Origin of the sequence: Arenibacter aquaticus, assembly GCF_003957295.1 — a bacterium.
GTDB classification, from domain to species: domain Bacteria; phylum Bacteroidota; class Bacteroidia; order Flavobacteriales; family Flavobacteriaceae; genus Arenibacter; species Arenibacter aquaticus.
The window spans coordinates 510,765-527,457 of record NZ_RQPJ01000005.1 but is presented as its reverse complement, the minus strand read 5'-3'; the positions used below and the strand labels follow the sequence as shown (position 1 = coordinate 527,457).

Annotated in this window: 17 protein-coding genes; 12 read left to right on the top strand and 5 right to left on the bottom strand. The window is 41.2% G+C overall.

Annotated elements, in window-relative coordinates; genetic code table 11:
* The first annotated feature begins 69 nt into the window (after nucleotides 1–69).
* Nucleotides 70–1,128 (top strand): hypothetical protein, encoded by a 1,059-nt coding sequence (locus tag EHW67_RS11595; RefSeq protein ID WP_126162532.1) that lies wholly within the window; start codon nucleotides 70–72, stop codon nucleotides 1,126–1,128.
* 60 nt (nucleotides 1,129–1,188) lie between these two features.
* Here EHW67_RS11595 and EHW67_RS11590 read toward each other — a convergent pair whose 3' ends face one another.
* Nucleotides 1,189–1,458 (bottom strand): zinc-ribbon domain-containing protein, encoded by a 270-nt coding sequence (locus EHW67_RS11590; protein ID WP_126162531.1) that lies wholly within the window; start codon nucleotides 1,456–1,458, stop codon nucleotides 1,189–1,191.
* A gap of 128 nt (nucleotides 1,459–1,586) precedes the next feature.
* On the opposite strand from EHW67_RS11590, the gene dnaG reads away from it, so the two are divergent.
* Nucleotides 1,587–3,566 carry a DNA primase gene (gene dnaG / locus EHW67_RS11585; RefSeq protein ID WP_126162530.1) on the top strand — a complete coding sequence of 660 codons (1,980 nt, stop codon included), beginning with the start codon at nucleotides 1,587–1,589 and terminating at the stop codon, nucleotides 3,564–3,566.
* Nucleotides 3,567–3,649: 83 nt separating this feature from the next.
* Here dnaG and EHW67_RS11580 read toward each other — a convergent pair whose 3' ends face one another.
* Together EHW67_RS11580 and nadE are read right to left on the bottom strand one after the other, a co-directional pair.
* Nucleotides 3,650–4,279, bottom strand: a complete 630-nt coding sequence (locus EHW67_RS11580; protein ID WP_126162529.1) for a response regulator — start codon at nucleotides 4,277–4,279, stop codon at nucleotides 3,650–3,652.
* 168 nt (nucleotides 4,280–4,447) lie between these two features.
* Nucleotides 4,448–5,236, bottom strand: a complete 789-nt coding sequence (nadE, locus tag EHW67_RS11575) for an NAD(+) synthase (RefSeq protein WP_126162528.1) — start codon at nucleotides 5,234–5,236, stop codon at nucleotides 4,448–4,450.
* Between the two features lie 93 nt (nucleotides 5,237–5,329).
* Here nadE and gldB point away from each other — a divergent pair, with 93 nt between their 5' ends.
* The 3 genes from gldB to EHW67_RS11560 all read left to right on the top strand — a co-directional run bounded on the left by gldB (nucleotide 5,330) and on the right by EHW67_RS11560 (nucleotide 7,174).
* The gene (gldB, locus tag EHW67_RS11570; RefSeq protein WP_126162527.1) at nucleotides 5,330–6,295 is read left to right on the top strand and encodes a gliding motility lipoprotein GldB; all 966 of its coding nucleotides are present in this window, start codon (nucleotides 5,330–5,332) and stop codon (nucleotides 6,293–6,295) included.
* 29 nt (nucleotides 6,296–6,324) lie between these two features.
* A complete protein-coding gene (gldC, locus tag EHW67_RS11565) occupies nucleotides 6,325–6,660 on the top strand; it encodes a gliding motility protein GldC (protein ID WP_126162526.1) in 336 nt (111 codons plus the stop codon).
* A gap of 106 nt (nucleotides 6,661–6,766) precedes the next feature.
* Nucleotides 6,767–7,174, top strand: a complete 408-nt coding sequence (locus EHW67_RS11560; RefSeq protein ID WP_126162525.1) for a GTPase — start codon at nucleotides 6,767–6,769, stop codon at nucleotides 7,172–7,174.
* Nucleotides 7,175–7,199: 25 nt separating this feature from the next.
* On the opposite strand, the gene yihA is transcribed toward EHW67_RS11560, so the two are convergent.
* Together yihA and EHW67_RS11550 are read right to left on the bottom strand one after the other, a co-directional pair.
* Complete coding sequence (gene yihA / locus EHW67_RS11555; protein ID WP_126162524.1) at nucleotides 7,200–7,814, bottom strand: ribosome biogenesis GTP-binding protein YihA/YsxC; 615 nt, start codon at nucleotides 7,812–7,814, stop codon at nucleotides 7,200–7,202.
* Nucleotides 7,815–7,851: 37 nt separating this feature from the next.
* Nucleotides 7,852–8,616 (bottom strand): alpha/beta fold hydrolase, encoded by a 765-nt coding sequence (locus tag EHW67_RS11550; RefSeq protein ID WP_126162523.1) that lies wholly within the window; start codon nucleotides 8,614–8,616, stop codon nucleotides 7,852–7,854.
* Nucleotides 8,617–8,881: 265 nt separating this feature from the next.
* Here EHW67_RS11550 and mraZ point away from each other — a divergent pair, with 265 nt between their 5' ends.
* The 7 genes from mraZ to murD all read left to right on the top strand — a co-directional run bounded on the left by mraZ (nucleotide 8,882) and on the right by murD (nucleotide 16,690).
* Complete coding sequence (gene mraZ / locus EHW67_RS11545) at nucleotides 8,882–9,346, top strand: division/cell wall cluster transcriptional repressor MraZ (protein WP_126162522.1); 465 nt, start codon at nucleotides 8,882–8,884, stop codon at nucleotides 9,344–9,346.
* Nucleotides 9,333–10,229 (top strand): 16S rRNA (cytosine(1402)-N(4))-methyltransferase RsmH, encoded by an 897-nt coding sequence (gene rsmH, locus EHW67_RS11540; protein ID WP_126162521.1) that lies wholly within the window; start codon nucleotides 9,333–9,335, stop codon nucleotides 10,227–10,229. The genes mraZ and rsmH overlap by 14 nt, the downstream gene beginning before the upstream one ends.
* Before the next feature lie 61 nt (nucleotides 10,230–10,290).
* Nucleotides 10,291–10,605 (top strand): FtsL-like putative cell division protein, encoded by a 315-nt coding sequence (locus tag EHW67_RS11535; RefSeq protein ID WP_126162520.1) that lies wholly within the window; start codon nucleotides 10,291–10,293, stop codon nucleotides 10,603–10,605.
* Nucleotides 10,606–10,612: 7 nt separating this feature from the next.
* Nucleotides 10,613–12,619, top strand: a complete 2,007-nt coding sequence (locus EHW67_RS11530) for a penicillin-binding protein (protein ID WP_126162519.1) — start codon at nucleotides 10,613–10,615, stop codon at nucleotides 12,617–12,619.
* Entirely contained in the window at nucleotides 12,616–14,079 is a 1,464-nt protein-coding gene (locus EHW67_RS11525) for a UDP-N-acetylmuramoyl-L-alanyl-D-glutamate--2,6-diaminopimelate ligase (protein WP_126162518.1), read from the top strand. Before EHW67_RS11530 ends, EHW67_RS11525 begins: the two co-directional genes overlap by 4 nt.
* A 51-nt stretch (nucleotides 14,080–14,130) precedes the next feature.
* A complete protein-coding gene (mraY, locus tag EHW67_RS11520; protein ID WP_126162517.1) occupies nucleotides 14,131–15,354 on the top strand; it encodes a phospho-N-acetylmuramoyl-pentapeptide-transferase in 1,224 nt (407 codons plus the stop codon).
* 1 nt (nucleotide 15,355) lies between these two features.
* The gene (murD, locus tag EHW67_RS11515) at nucleotides 15,356–16,690 is read left to right on the top strand and encodes a UDP-N-acetylmuramoyl-L-alanine--D-glutamate ligase (RefSeq protein ID WP_126162516.1); all 1,335 of its coding nucleotides are present in this window, start codon (nucleotides 15,356–15,358) and stop codon (nucleotides 16,688–16,690) included.
* Nucleotides 16,691–16,693 lie beyond the last annotated feature (3 nt).

Here is a 16,693-nt window from a genome sequence, read left to right as displayed (position 1 = left end):
TAATTAAATCTCTTGGCCCTGCTCCTTCGTGGAGCGATAGGGCAGGGGATTGCTAAATCAACATTTATTATGGGAAAAGTGGTCAATTATCTTATGTTTTTCATACTGTGTCTTATTGCAGAGGATATATGTGCACAGGAACAGCTGGCCAAGGAACAACAAATAGCATGGTTGGAAAAAAGTAGGGAAAATGTTAAAACTTCTGAGCGGGAAGGACTTAAAAAAGAAGTGATGCGCATAAATGCCCGGGAAGAAAGGGGTGAGATAACCCACTTGCAAGCTGAAGAGCTTAAGAAATTGGCTGCAGAAAAGCACGCAAGAAATATCGAGAACAGGTTGGCAATAATAGAAAATAGAATAGCGCTGTTACACCGTAACAACTATGAGCTGGTGAATGATACCCTTATGGAAAACAGGTTTTCTGTACTAATAGGAGCCGGAAAAAAAGGTATAAAAATAAAGGGTAAAAATGAGCCTGTTAAATATGATAGACGAACGGGTAATCAAATGTTGTTTGCTTTTGGCTTTAATAATGCTATTAGGGAGGAGGGTAGTTTAGAGGATACACCTTATAAGGTTGGGGGGTCTGGCTTTATTGAGCTGGGCTGGAATTGGAATACGCGGCTATTAAAGAATTCAAATTTCTGGAGGCTCAAGTACGGCTTTTCCATGCAATGGAATAAGTTAAATCTGAAGGATAATCAGTATTTTGTGAAAGATGGGGCTACCGTTGCCTTGGAGCAATTCCCATTTTCCCTAAAGAAGGCGAATTTTAGGACAACCTATTTGGTCTTGCCTGTATATCTGGAATTTGGTCCTTCCAAAAGGATGGAAAAAGATGACAGGATAAGATATTTGAACAATGACCAATTTAAAATGGGTATAGGTGGCTTTGCCGGGGTAAATTTAGGGACTATGCAAAAGCTAAAATATAAGGAGGATGGAAAAAAAGTAAAGGATAAGTCCAAACAAGACTTTGGGACCAACGATTTTGTTTATGGTCTGGGGGCTTATGTTGGGATTGGAGATATAAGTGTTTATGCTAAATACAATTTGTCTACTATTTTCAAAAATCAGTATCCAAAACAGAATAATATTTCCTTGGGGCTACGGTTAGACTTGGATTGATCTATTAATTCATAGTCCTTTTGTTTCTAGTGGTCTCCGGGTTTGTTTAATTCTTATCCGTTAAAACTGTTCATCTTTTTTGTTTTGGGCAGACAGTAGTTCTTGTTGCATTTCCTCGGTAAATTCATCCTTAAAATAGGTTCTTTTGCAATGGGAACAGCTTATAACGGTATGGCTGCCTACCCTAAAGAGGGATATCCAGAACAAGTGAAAATAGGTTGTGCTACTCACCGCGGTGAGGGTTCCTTTGTTCTCACAATAGGGGCAGGCAAGATTGGGGAGCAATTGCGAAATGGTTTTGCCGGGTTTGGTCCCTAAGAATAAAATCATTGTATAACTGTTTTTTGTCCTTGAATGGTATTGGGAAGGACTAATTTATAAATTATATGAATGCCTTTTCTTTTTTTCAACTTTCATGAATGTAGTATCTTTAGCCTTCCAAAAAAAGAAAGAAAAAATTGATTTCAAAATCCACAATAGACAAAGTATATGAGACGGCCCGTTTAGAGGAGGTGATAGGGGATTTTGTACAATTAAAAAAATCCGGATCCAACTTTAAGGGCTTAAGTCCGTTTACCGATGAGCGCAGCCCCAGTTTTATGGTCTCGCCGGTAAAACAGATCTGGAAAGACTTTAGTAGCGGCAAGGGCGGCAACGTTGTGGCCTTTTTAATGGAGCACGAACATTTCTCCTATCCCGAGGCTATAAAATACCTGGCCCGGAAATACAATATTGAAATAGAAGAAACAGAGCAGAGCAATGAGCAAAAGGAACAATCCAATGAGCGCGAGAGCATGTACCTGGTTTCTGAATATGCCCAGAAGTATTTTTCTGAGATTTTGTGGGAACGGGAGCAGGGAAAAGCCATTGGGCTGAGTTATTTTAAGGAGCGCGGCTTCACCGATGAAACCATTAAAAAGTTTGAACTGGGCTATTGCTTGGATCAATGGGATGCCTTTACCAAGGCGGCCCTGGATAAAAAGTACCAATTAAGCTACCTAGAGAAAACGGGGCTTAGCATTGTTAAGCAGGATCAGTCCAACCCCGAAAAAAAACGGACATTTGACCGGTTTAAGGGTCGGGTTATGTTTCCAATTCATAGCATGAGTGGCCGGGTTTTGGGTTTTGGGGGTAGGATCCTTACCAATGATAAAAAAGCGGCCAAATACCTAAACTCCCCAGAGAGCGATATTTACCATAAGAGTAAGGTGCTGTATGGTATTTATTTTGCCAAGCAGGCGATTGCCAAGGAGGATAATTGTTATCTGGTAGAGGGGTATACCGATGTGATACAGTTTTATCAGAGGGGAATTCAAAATGTGGTAGCCTCCAGTGGAACCGCCTTGACCTCGGATCAAATACGGTTGATAAACCGTCTTACCAAGAATATTACCGTCTTGTTTGATGGGGATGCTGCCGGTTTACGGGCATCTTTGCGCGGTATAGATCTTATACTGGAACAAGGAATGAACGTTAAGGTATGTACTTTTCCGGAAGGGGAGGACCCTGATAGCTTTGCCAAGAACAACGATTATGAGGAGGTGGTACGGTACCTCAAAGAGAATTCCAAAGATTTTATCCAGTTTAAAGCGTCCTTATTAATGAAGGAGGCGGCCAATGATCCTATAAAAAGGGCAGATACGGTACGGGACATTGTTAATAGTATTGGAAAAATCCCCGATCGTATCAAAAAGGAGATATATATTCAGGAGTGTGCCCAGATCATGAATGTTTCAGAATCCGTTCTGTTCAATACCTTGGCGCAGATTGGTAAAAAAGATGCTGCCGAGGCCAATAAAAAAAGTAAACCCGATCAGCAGGCTTTTAATGTGGTGAAAAATGAGCCACAGCAACAAAAGGTAGACGTGCAGTATGAATTGGAACGGCAAATTATAGAGTTATTACTGCTTTATGGGGATAAGGACGAGGAGTTTGAGGATCTGGTACTCAAGGAAAATGAGAAGGGGGACCTGGAATTAGAGCCCGAGTCTATGGAGGCGAAAGTGTTTGAAAAGATTTATTTAGACCTTCAGGAAGACGAAATAGAACTTACACATAACCTGTTTCGGGATATCTATTATAGGATAATGGAGGAGCTAAATGAGAAGGAGAATTTTTCCATCAACAGATTTATTGCCGATTTGGACCAGGATCTGGCCATAGAAATATCTTCCATATTAATGGATGAAGAGAAATATATGCTACATCAATGGGAGAGAAAGGATATTTATCCAAAAGACAAGAAAATAGGGATCTCACAATTGGTTAGCGAGACTATTTTGACGCTTAGGTGCTACCTGATTAAAAAGAGAATAGGATCGCTGCAGGAGCGTACACTGGAATCTGAGGGGGGGAACTCGGAGACTTTGGAAGAAATCATGAATTACATTCAGCTTAATATGCTGCTGAATAAAAAATTGAACAGGGTGCTATCCTAATGTACTGTTGGTTCAAATTTTAATAAGAGACCGCATTCCTAAATAAGACCAGGAACGCGGTCTTTTTTTTGTTTTGGCGTAGTTTAATACAGTTCCAAGGCCTTGGCCTGCTGTAAAAGATCTACAAGGTTGTCTACGTTTAACTTACGCATTAATCGTGCTTTGTAGGTACTAACTGTTTTTTCGTTCAGATTTAGTCCTTGGGCCACTTCTTTGTTTCGCTTGCCACTTGCCAAGAGCTTAAGGACCTCTACTTCCCTAGTGGAAAGCTTTCTAAAGAACCTTCTTGGTTTTTGTGTTCCTTCGTCAAAAGCAAGGCGTTGTGCCAATTCGTTGGTGATAAACATGTTACCTTCACTTACCTTTCTAATGGCACTGATTATGTAATCAATTTCAGAAGTTTTGGATAGGTAACCAAAAGCTCCGGCACGGATGGTGCTCAAAGCGTACACGTCTTCAGATTGCCCGCTGTAGATTAATACCCGAATATTGGGGTACTGTTTTTTCATTTTTCTCAAGGTGGCAATACCATTGATTTCAGGAATGTCCATTTCCAGAAGAATAACGTCCGGGGTAAAGATTTCCAACTTGTCAAATAATTCCGTTGTAGTAGATGCATCGGCAATCACCTGAATATCCGAAACAGGCTCTAACACTTGTTTTACACCCATTCGAACAATAGGATGATTGTCAGCAATTAAAATTTTGATCATTTCGAGTTATTTTTCTAGATTTCAACATCAATAACCATGTCTAATAATACTGACATGCAATGTAGGGTTAAATTATCTAATTCGTTAGGCAAAGCTTCATTTTTTTATCTAAAATTAAAAATTTTAACCTGTTTTTTCGATTTAATCACTTGGTTCTTAGGTGAGAGGTTATTTTAGGTCACTGGGAATCTCACAAATGGGTATAGGAACCATCTTATGTTTGTTGGCGATATTGAATCTTTGGTATATAAGGAATACCTCTTTTTCTCTATCGGAAAAATCCTTGGAGGTTTTGCCTTCGTCGGCCATTTGCATGGCCCATTCCAATTCCGGATAGGAGGCACCTATCTGGTCTTCATCGGTTCTGTCATCTCCCCAAAGACCATCTGTTGGCGCTGCTTTTATGATCTCCTCGTTGATGCCCAAAACCTTGGCAATCTCATATACCTCTGTTTTTAGTAGGTCGGCAATGGGGCTAAGGTCTACCCCGCCGTCACCGTACTTGGTGTAAAAACCTACTCCGAAATCTTCTACCTTATTGCCGGTTCCGGCAACCAATAGCCCGTCTAAGGCTGCAAAGTAGTACAAAGTGGTCATTCTCAATCTGGCCCTGGTATTGGCCAAGGACATAAATCGGTCTTCCTCCTTTTCAACGGCAGGAAGGGCCTGTACCAAACTGTCAAAAGTAGGGGTGAGGTTCACAAGCTGCCTGTTTACAGCCTTGTATTGGCCCATGAGCCAATCTATATGGTTGGAAGCCCTAGTGATCTGATTTTCGGCCTGATGTATGGGCATTTCCAAACACAATAACTGCAACCCTGTCCTAGCACATAAGGTGGAGGTTACGGCAGAATCTATACCTCCGGAAATTCCTATTACATATCCTTTGATGTTGGCTTTGTTGGCATAGTCCTTTAACCAGTCCACAATATGGTCTATTACTTTTTCGGTTTGCATCAGAATGATTTATATGGTTTAAAAACTTAACTTTGCATGGTAAAAATAAAGCCTACAAGTTAAAATTTAAAACAATAATAGAATTACTTTAGAATGTACAAGGCCTTTTTCCTGATTTTTCTTCCGATTGTTACATTATGTAGTTGTGCCCGCACCGGTAAGGTGGCCGAAGAGGTGGCCAAAATAGGGGTAGATCTGGAAGTTGCCAGGTTTGATCGTGAATTTGCAGGGGCACAGCCATTGAATATCCCTGTCTTAAAGAAGGCGTATCCCTATCTTTTTCCGGCCAGTTATGCAGATAGTGTCTGGGTGGCCAAACTGCAGGATAGCCTACAGATAGAGGTGTTTAATGAGGTTGAAAAATCTTTTCCCAGCTTTGAAACGGAAGAGGAAGATCTGGAATTGTTGTTTAAACACATTAAATATTATTTTCCCAACTATAAAGTGCCTAAGGTGGTTACGGTTACCACCGATGTGGACTATAATAATAGGGTTATCCTAACTGATAGTTTGCTGCTCATAGGTCTGGATAATTACTTGGGGGCTTCGCATAAATTCTATCAGGGTATTTCAAAATATATTGCCAACGACCTGGATCCACGGTATTTGACCCGGGATGTGGCAAGTGCCTTTGCTAAAAGGGTGGTTCCTTCGCCCAGAGATCGTACCTTCCTGTCCCAACTTGTTTATTACGGTAAGGAATTGTATCTCATGGAGCGTTTAATGCCCTTAAAAGAGGAAGCTACCATTTTGGGCTATCTTCCGGAAAAATTGGATTGGGCAGTTGCCAATGAAGAACAGATATGGCGGTATTTTATAGAAAGGGAACTGCTTTATAGTACCAACAGTAAATTGGGACCGCGGTTTTTGGATCCTGCCCCCTTTTCTAAATTTGAGTTGGAATTGGACAATGAATCGCCGGGAAAAATTGGGAGGTATATGGGCTATCGCATAGTTAAGGCCTTTATGGAAAACAATAAGATTACTTTGCAGGAAATGTTGACCGTGCCTGGGGGGGAGTTGTTTAAGAAATCTAAATATAAACCAAAGAAGTTCTAAGAGGTCACAAATTATCAAAAAGTGAAATTATGGCAAAAGTGCATACATCGGAAATTACGTTAAAGGTTGGATTGGATGAAAATAGGGTTCCAGAGGAGCTTTCATGGTCAGCCCAAGACGGAGGTATAAACAATGAAGAGGCCAAGGCAATGTTATTGTCTGTTTGGGACAGCAAGAATCAGGAGTCCTTAAAAATCGATTTATGGACCAAGGATATGCCCGTAGATGAGATGAAGGTGTTCTTTCATCAGACCTTGGTGTCCTTGTCGGATACTTTTATGAAGGCTACGCAAGATGAAAAAATGACGGCAACCATGAAGGATTTTTGCGATTATTTTGCAGAAAAACTGGAGTTGAAGAAATAGTCCTAAATTTAGCGATAGGCGGGGGCTAAGAAAACTATTGTACCCCTTTTTGTTTAGTTTTGCCAAGGGTTCCGACTAAAATAGGGTAGAACTTACAAACGGACTATTGGATAATACAGTGGTAGAAGGTTTGGTATTTGTGTACAATGCCCAGTCTGGCATTGCCAATGCCTTGTTGGACAGTGCCCATAAAATGTTAAGTCCCAAAACCTATGATTGTGGGTTATGTGCCATTACCCATGGGGTGATGGGCGAAAATAGGAAATGGAAAGACTTTAGGAGATCCTGGGGTGTTTCCATGGAATTCTTGCATAGTGACGAGTTTTCCAAGAAATACCCGGATTATATAGCAAGCCAAAACAAATGGCCCAAGGTCTTTGTGTCTATGAATGGTGCATTGTTCAGTTTTTTGGATAGGGATGAGATAGTCCAAATGCAGGGTCAGGAAGATCTTATTCTGGCCATACGTCAAAAATACCAAGTCATCACGGCAGAAGGCGGTCCAACTGTTTAACTTAAATAAAATGGGTAAGATGCTGCTACTTTATTTCTTTAAAGTAGTTGATATTGATGTCCTCAATAAACGCCAGTAATTCTTCTTTGCCCAGTCCGTTGGAGGAGGAGGTTACAAAATATTTGGGAGCTTCTTCCCAAACGCCTTCCAATAAGGCTTTAAGGTATGTGTTTACGTGGTTTTCTATGGCTTTGGGCTTTAATTTGTCTGCTTTGGTGAAAATAAGACAGAAGGGTATCTGGTTTTCGCCCATCCATTCCATAAATTCCAGATCTACCTTTTGTGGTTCGTGCCTAATATCGACCAAAACAAAGGCGCATACCAGTTGTTGACGTTCCAGAAAGTAGTCAGTGATATATTTCTGAAAGGTCTTTTTGTCTTTTTTGGATACACGGGCATAGCCGTAGCCCGGTAAATCTACCAAGAACCAATTTTCGTTTATTTTAAAGTGGTTTATTAACTGAGTTTTACCTGGTCTGCCCGAGGTTTTGGCCAGACTTTTCCGTTGGGTAAGCATATTGATCAATGAAGATTTTCCTACATTGGAGCGCCCAATAAAGGCATATTCGGGCAGGAGTTCCTTTGGGCATTTTGCCACATTGGAGTTGCTCATAACAAAGTTGGCCGACTTTATTTTCATAAGGCGAAATAAACGTTTTATTGCTTCTGACTAATAATTAAAAATTACGCTTCTGCAACCAAGCGTCAAGGACCTTATTAAACTCCTCCGGATGCTCCATCATAGGAGCATGGCCACATTTGTCTATCCAAAATAAATCGGAATCGGGAAGGAGTTCGTGGAACTCTTTGGCTACATTGGGAGGGGTGACCGTATCGTTTTTGCCCCATATGATGCATGTGGGAGTCAACATATGTGGTAAATCCTTGGACATATTGTGTCTTATGGCACTCTTGGCAATGGACAAGGTTTTTACCAATTTCATCCTATCGTTCACCGTCGCAAAAACTTCGTCAACAATTTCTTTGGTAGCTACCTCTGGATCGTGAAAAACATCTTGGGCCTTTTTCTTTATAAACTCATAATCGCCCCTTTTGGGGTAGCCGTCGCCCATGGCGCTTTCATATAGTCCGGAACTGCCGGTTATAACCAGTGCCTTAACCATTTTTGGGTAAAGTTTGGTGTGTAATAGACCTATGTGACCGCCTAAGGAATTTCCTAAAAGAATTACATCTTTAAGACCCTTGTGCTCTATAAACTGCTCTAGGAAAGTGGCAAAGCTCTTAACGTTGGTTTTTAGCAGGGGCATATCGTAAATAGGAAGTTCGGGGACCAATACTTTGTAGCCCTTAGGCGGGAAATGTTCCATGACACCCCGGAAATTGCTCAATCCTCCCATAAGACCGTGCAATATGATAATGGGTGTTCCCTCACCAATTTCAATATATCGGAATTTCCCCTCGCTAATTATCTTTTTTTCCATTAAGGATTGCTTGTATTCTTAGTTGGCAAATATAGGCATTTCATTATTATACAAGTATAATCAAGTTTTCGGAACCCTAATATTTAAATTATTTTTTTTATATAAAAAATTTTTTTGGCCCTGAATGAGAAACTCTTTTTAAGGTTGTCATTGGTGTATTTGGTCGATAAAGTGTGGAATTTATTAACAAAGTGGTATTTTGTGGTAAATTGTGGTAATAATTTCTATATCTTTGAGTTATCAAATTAAAAACCAGCTACTTTAAGTGATAAATTTCATTGGAACATATGATTGTAAGGCTGATAGCAAAGGAAGGGTAATGCTTCCTGTGGCGCTTAAGAATCAAATGTCCCCGGTGATCAATGAAGGCTTTGTAATAAAGCGATCTGTTTTTCAGCCGTGTTTGGAACTGTATCCCATGGCAGAGTGGAATTTGTTGATGCAGAAAATGAACAAAAAGAACCGGTTTAAGAAGAAAAACAACGATTTCATAAGAAGGTTTTCCGCTGGTGTAAAGGTAGTAGAAATAGATGCCACGGGACGATTGTTGATTCCAAAAAATTTGGTGGAAGTAGCGGGGATTGCCAAGGAGGTTGTCTTGAGTTCGGCTATAAATATTGTAGAGATTTGGGACAAAGGGAATTACGAAAAAGTATTGGAAGAAACGGCCGAGGACTTTGCGAGCTTGGCAGAAGAAGTAATGGGGGGTGACGAAGATGAGTTATCATAATCCGGTATTGTTGAAGGAGTCTGTTGATGGGCTCAATATTAGGCCAGATGGCATTTATGTGGATGTGACCTTTGGTGGTGGTGGCCACTCCCGGGAGATTATGAAGCGGTTGGGGGATGATGGTAGGTTGTTGGCTTTTGATCAGGATGAGGATGCGCTACAAAATGTAATTGAGGATGATCGCTTTCAGTTGATCAATGAGAATTTTAGATATATAAAGCAGTTTTTAAAGTTCTATGGCATTAAGAAGGTAGATGGGATTTTGGCCGATTTTGGTGTGTCGTCCCATCAATTCGATCAGGCGGAACGAGGATTTTCTACTCGGTTCGATGCTGATCTGGATATGAGGATGAGCAAAAAAAATGCGATCTCTGCCTTTGATGTGGTTAATGAATATGATTATGATGCCTTAAGACGGGTGTTGTTTCAGTATGGCGATTTGCGCAACGCCAATGCCATGGCCAATGCTATTATAGCGCATAGGACTGCTGGACCTATAAAGACCACAGATCAATTAAAAGAGGTTTTGGGGAGTTTTCTTCCAAAGCATAGGGAGCATAAGATATTGGCGCAGATTTATCAAGCCATACGGATAGAGGTGAACCAAGAGATACAGGTGATCAGGGAGTTCTTGGAGCAGGTGCCGGAGTTGTTGGATGTAGGAGGGAGATTGAGTGTGATAAGTTATCATTCCTTGGAAGATAGATTGGTGAAGCGGTTTATAAGAGCAGGGCAGTTTGAAGGGGAGCCGGAAAAGGATTTTTATGGTAACATAGAGGTGCCTTTAAAGAAGGTAGGGGGCTTGATTGTTCCTTCAAAGGAAGAGATAAAGATCAATAATAGGGCTAGAAGTGCCAAATTAAGGATAGCGGAGCGGATTTAGAGCGAAAGCTGTTTAATATTTTATAAGTGTATATATAAGGTAGGTTTTTTTTGTGATGGTTATGAGAAAGGGATTGTTGAACATACTAAGAGGGAAGTTTTTGGTTAGTGGTGGAGCCCCCAAGAATTGGATGTTTATCATTTATGTGTCCTTTTTGGCTACGGTAATGATAGCCAGTTCGCACAGTGCCGATGGCAAGGTGCATAGAATAGCTGCCCTGGACGAGGAGGTAAGGGAGTTGAGGAGTGAGTTTGTGGATATGCGTTCCGATATGCAGGAATTGAGGTTGGAGTCTACTGTAATGGGTATTGTGGAAAAAGAAGGCTTGTTTCCGTCAGAAACACCACCAAAAAAAATAAAGGTTAAAAACAAGTAAGGTAATAGTGCCAATAACAGAGAAAAACATATTGACCAGGTTGTACGTTGTGGCGGGATTTCTATTCCTGTTTGCGATGGCCGTGTTGGTTAAGCTGGTGAGCATACAGCTGGTTGAAGGGGATAAGTACCGGAAGCTGGCCATGGCCCGCACAGAGAAGATGTTTACCATAGCCCCCAAGAGGGGCAATTTGTATTCTGATGATGGAAGTTTGTTGGCTACTTCGGTTTCGCGCTATACTATTCGCTTTGATGCGGAAACGGTTTCCAACAAGGATTTTGAGGAAAATGTAAAGGCTCTGTCCGATTCCTTGGCGAAATTATTTGGGAAGACAACTTCCCATTATCAGCAATTATTGAGAAAGGCAAAGGTAAATAAGAATAGATATGCCTTGGTGGCACGTAATTTGGATTATTCCGATTATATAGCAGTAAAACAATTTCCTCTTTTTAATAAAGGTCCCTACAAGGGAGGTTTAATTATTGAGCAAAAGATTGTACGTGAGCATCCCTTAGGGAAAATTGCAGAGCGCAGTGTAGGTTATGAAAGGGTAGATGAGAATGGGTACTATACCAGGGTTGGTCTGGAAGGGGCCTTCGGGGAATATTTGAGAGGGGTTGAAGGAAAGAGGCTGAAGCAAAAAATAGCTAAAGGTCAGTGGAAGCCCATAGGATGGGATAATATAGTTGAGCCTAAAGATGGCTATGATGTGGTATCTACCATTGATATCAATATTCAGGATATAGCCCATCATGCCTTATTGCGGCAGTTGGAAAAATACAATGCAGAACACGGTTGTGTAATTGTGATGGAGACCAAGACCGGAGAGGTAAAGGCAATTTCCAATTTAGGGAGAACCACGGGGGGCAAATATTACGAAAGGTTAAATTATGCCATTGGGGAGTCACATGAACCGGGTTCTACCTTTAAGCTTATGTCCATGGTGGTGGCCTTGGAAGATAAGGTTATAGATACCAGTACCGTAGTGGATACGGAAAAGGGTACTTATAAGGTATACAATAGGACAGTAAGGGATTCTAAATATGGGGGCTATGGTAAAATTACAGCCGCCAAGGCATTCGAGGTTTCTTCCAATACGGCCTTTGCTAAGATTATAAACACCAATTATAAGGATAAGCCAGAAAAATTTGTGAACCGCTTAATGAATATGGGATTGCATAGAGAGCTGGGGCTGCCTATAAAAGGAGAGGGGAAACCGGTAATTCGCTATCCAGGGGATAAGGGTTGGTCTGGGGTTTCCCTAGCGTGGATGTCCTACGGGTACGAGGTCTCATTAACCCCTTTGCAGACCTTAACGTTTTACAATGCCATTGCCAATGACGGTGAAATGTTAAGGCCAAGGTTGATAAAAGAGGTTAAGGAGTGGGATAAGACTATCATAAAATTTGAAAAGGAGGTAATAAACCCATCCATATGTTCCAAGGAAACTGCAGCCAAGGCAAAACAGCTGTTGAAGAATGTGGTGGAAAAGAAGCATGGAACTGGCCATCGCTTGTATTCTCCCAACTTCTCCATGGCAGGTAAAACGGGGACTACCCAAAAAAATTACGTTTCCAAAGATCCTGAGGTGATGAAGTATATATCAACTTTTGCGGGATACTTCCCAGCTGAAAATCCTAAATATTCCTGTATCGTCGTAATACATGAGCCAGATAAAAGTGTGGGGTATTACGGGGCCGATGTGTCGGGGCCGGTGTTTAAGTCCGTGGCGCAAAAGATTTATGCCAGTTCTCCCAAGATAGATGAAGTGGATGTGGATGAGGTGGACAGTAAAGAGTTGGATGAGGCATATCAGCGTTATTATGCGGATGCCAATAAAAAATATAAACAGGTGCCCAATGTGGAAGGTATGAGTGGTATGGATGCCATTTCTATCTTGGAAAATTTAGGAATAGAGGTAGAGGTAAAGGGCAACGGAAAAGTTAGGAAACAATCTATTTCCAAGGGAACTGATTTAAAAAAGGTAAATAAAATAGTATTGGAGCTATCATGAAGTCGCTAAAAGACATATTGTACGGGGTTAGCCTATCGGCGGTAAGTGGAACTACTTCGGTGATGGTGAACAATATCTGTTTCGATTCCAGAAAGGTGGGGACAGACGATGTTTTTGTGGCCATTAAAGGGCTGGTTGCAGATGGCCATCAATTTATAGAACAGACGGTAGCTTCGGGTGCCAGGGCTGTAATATGTGAGGAGTTACCACGGCAAATGGAGGATGAGGTAACCTATGTGGCGGTAGATAACGCAAATAGTGCCTTGGCTATTATGGCTTCCAATTTCTATGATAACCCCTCGAAGAATTTAAAATTGGTGGGTATTACAGGGACCAATGGAAAGACAACGATAAGTAGTTTGTTGTATCAGCTGTTTACGAAGGCTGGGTACAAGGTGGGGCTCATTTCTACTATTAAAATAATGGTGGATAAAGTGGAGTACGCTACTACGCATACCACCCCAGATGCACTGACTATTAATAAATATTTGGGGTTGATGAGCGAAGCAGGAGTGGAGTACTGCTTTATGGAAGTGAGTTCGCATGGTATTAGCCAGAAAAGAACCGAAGGTCTAACCTTTGAAGGGGCTATTTTTACGAATCTTTCCCATGACCATTTGGATTACCATAAAACTTTTGCAGAGTACAGGGATACCAAGAAGATATTGTTCGATGCACTTTCTAAACGGGCCTTTGCGCTGACTAATGTGGACGATAAAAACGGCTTGGTGATGCTGCAAAATACCAAGGCGAGGAAATATACCTATGCCCTGAAGTCCTATGCGGATTACAGGGGGCAAATTCTAGAAAAACAGTTTAACGGACAGTTGTTGAAAATTGATGACAATGAGGTGTGGTCCAAGTTGATCGGGGATTTTAATGCATATAATATGTTGGCCATTTTTGGGGCGGCTGATTTGCTGGGATTGGAAAAACTGGAAACCTTACGTCTTCTAAGTGAATTGGAAAATGTGGACGGAAGGTTTCAATATTATATATCAAAAGAAAATATTACAGCTATTGTTGATTATGCCCATACACCGGATGCCTTGAAAAATGTACTTGAAACTATCGGTACATTGAGGACTGGAAATGAAAACGTCATCACCGTCGTGGGGTGTGGTGGTGACAGAGACAAGTCTAAGCGTCCGGTTATGGGTCATATCGCATCCTCCTTAAGCAATAAAGTTATTTTCACCTCGGATAACCCTAGGTCCGAGTCGCCCACGGTAATTATGGAGGAGATGGAGGCCGGTGTGGAGCCTCAGCATGTTCAGAAAATTTTGTCCATAGAAAATAGGAAACAGGCCATTAAAACGGCCTGCCAATTGGCTGCGGCCAAGGATATCATTTTAGTAGCAGGGAAAGGTCATGAAACCTATCAGGAGACTAAAGGGATACGAGAGGATTTTGATGATTATAAAATGGTGAAGGAGCTGTTGGAGAGCTTGGGAAAATAGTTCTAATGCCAATAGCAGATTAAAAAAAACGATAAACACAAAAAACCAGGAATGTTTTACTACCTATTCGAATATTTGGAAAATCAATACCAACTGCCAGGGGCGGGGCTTTTTCAGTTTATTACGTTTAGGGCAGCTCTGGCGGTGATGTTATCACTTCTCTTGGCTACGGTCTATGGAAAGCGGATAATACTCTTCCTTCAGCGCCAACAAATAGGGGAAACCGTAAGGGATCTTGGCCTGGAAGGGCAATCGCAGAAGGCAGGAACCCCAACCATGGGCGGTTTGATCATTATACTGTCTACAATGATTCCAGTATTGTTGTTTGCCCGCTTCCTGGATAATATTTATATCATTCTTTTGATCGTTACTACCATTTGGATGGGGATTATAGGTTTTGTGGATGATTATATAAAAATATTTAAAAAGGACAAGGAGGGACTAAAGGGCCGATTTAAGGTAATGGGACAGGTAGTACTTGGCCTAATGGTGGGGGCGGTGCTGTATTTTCACCCTGATGTTACCATGAAGGAGCACGGAAAAACCGTGATTACCCAGAGTTATACCCTTGAGGAGGTTCCTGGGAAAGAAATTAAGTCTACCATGACCACTCTGCCATTTATTAAAAATAATGAGTTGGATTACGCCCGATTTATAAGTTGGATGGGAGATGGAATGGAAAATTATGCCTGGTTGGTGTTTATTCCGATCATCATAATAATTGTAACGGCAGTTTCCAATGGGGCCAACCTTACAGATGGTATAGACGGATTGGCCGCAGGGACTTCGGCAATCATAGTGTTTACCCTTGGGATTTTCACCCTTGTTTCCGGGAATATTATTTTTTCCGATTACTTGGATATCATGTTTATTCCCAGGGTAGGTGAAGTGGTGGTCTTTATTGCTGCATTTGTAGGTGCCTTGGTAGGTTTTCTCTGGTATAATGCTTATCCCGCAACAGTCTTTATGGGCGATACGGGAAGCCTGACCATAGGAGGGATCATTGCTGTAATTGCAATTATCATTAGAAAGGAATTGTTGATTCCGGTTTTATGCGGAATCTTTTTTGCGGAGTCCATCTCTGTAATGTTGCAGGTTGGTTACTTTAAATATAGCAAGAAGAGGTTTGGAGAGGGAAAACGAATTTTCTTAATGGCCCCCTTGCATCACCATTACCAGAAAAAAGGGTATCACGAGAGTAAGATAGTAACCAGGTTTTGGGTGGTAGGAATACTATTGGCCGTGATTACAATCGTAACCTTAAAGGTGAGATAGTATGAAGCGTTTGGTGGTTCTCGGTGGAGGTGAAAGTGGCGTAGGTACTGCCATTTTGGGTATAAAGGAAGGTTTTCAGGTTTTTGTAAGTGACAAAGGCCCTGTAAAGGAAGAATATAAAGAAGTTCTTAAACATTATAAGATAGAGTGGGAGGAGTTGCAACATACCGAGGATAAGATTTTAAATGCGGATGTGGTAATGAAAAGTCCAGGAATCCCGGATTCGGTTCCTTTGGTGGTAACCTTGAAAGAGACTGGAGTGCCCGTTATTTCGGAAATTGAATTTGCTTCGCGTTATACCAAGGCTATAATTATTGGGATAACCGGTAGCAACGGAAAAACAACCACTACCATGCTAACCGGCCACATTTTTAAAGAGGCTGGCTTAGGGGTGGGGATAGCAGGGAATATTGGTGATAGTTACGCCAAAATGGTGGCAGAAAGGGATCATGATTACTACGTGCTGGAGATAAGTAGTTTTCAGTTGGATGGCATAGTGGACTTTAAACCGCACATAGCCGTGCTAACGAATATTACTCCGGACCATCTGGATAGATATGATTACGAATTTGACAAGTATATAGCGTCCAAGTTTAGGATTGCAATGAATCAGACCAAGGATGATTATTTAATATATGACGCAGATGATGAAGTAATTGTTGACTGGTTGAAGAAGAACCCTGTGAGATCAAAATTACTGCCCTTTTCGTTAGAAAGGAAATTGGAAGAAGGGGCATTTATAGAAGACGATAAAATTATTATTAAAATAGAAAATAACACTACGGAAATGAGTAGAGATGCTTTGGCTTTGGAAGGTAAACACAATGTGAAAAATACTATGGCGGCTACCACTGCGGCCAAATTGATCAGTATTAGAAAAGAAACTATACGGAGAAGTATAGAGAGTTTTCAAGGTGCGGAACACAGGTTGGAAAAGGTGTTGAAAATACATCATGTTCAATATGTGAACGATTCCAAGGCTACCAATGTTAACGCTACCTATTACGCCTTGGACAGTATGAAAACGCCAACAGTTTGGATCGTAGGGGGCGTGGACAAAGGGAATGACTATAGGGAGTTGATGCCTTTGGTACGTGAGAAAGTGAAGGCTATTATTTGTTTGGGCAAGGATAATTCAAAGATTATAGATGCTTTTGGTAATGTGGTAGATCTAATGGTGGAAACATTTGCCATGGACCAGGCAGTGAAGGTAGCCTATAAGATTGCAGAACGGGGAGATACTGTATTGTTGTCTCCGGCTTGTGCCAGTTTTGACCTGTTTGAGAATTACATGGATAGAGGAAATCAATTTAAGGCAGCAATAAAAAAATTATAATCT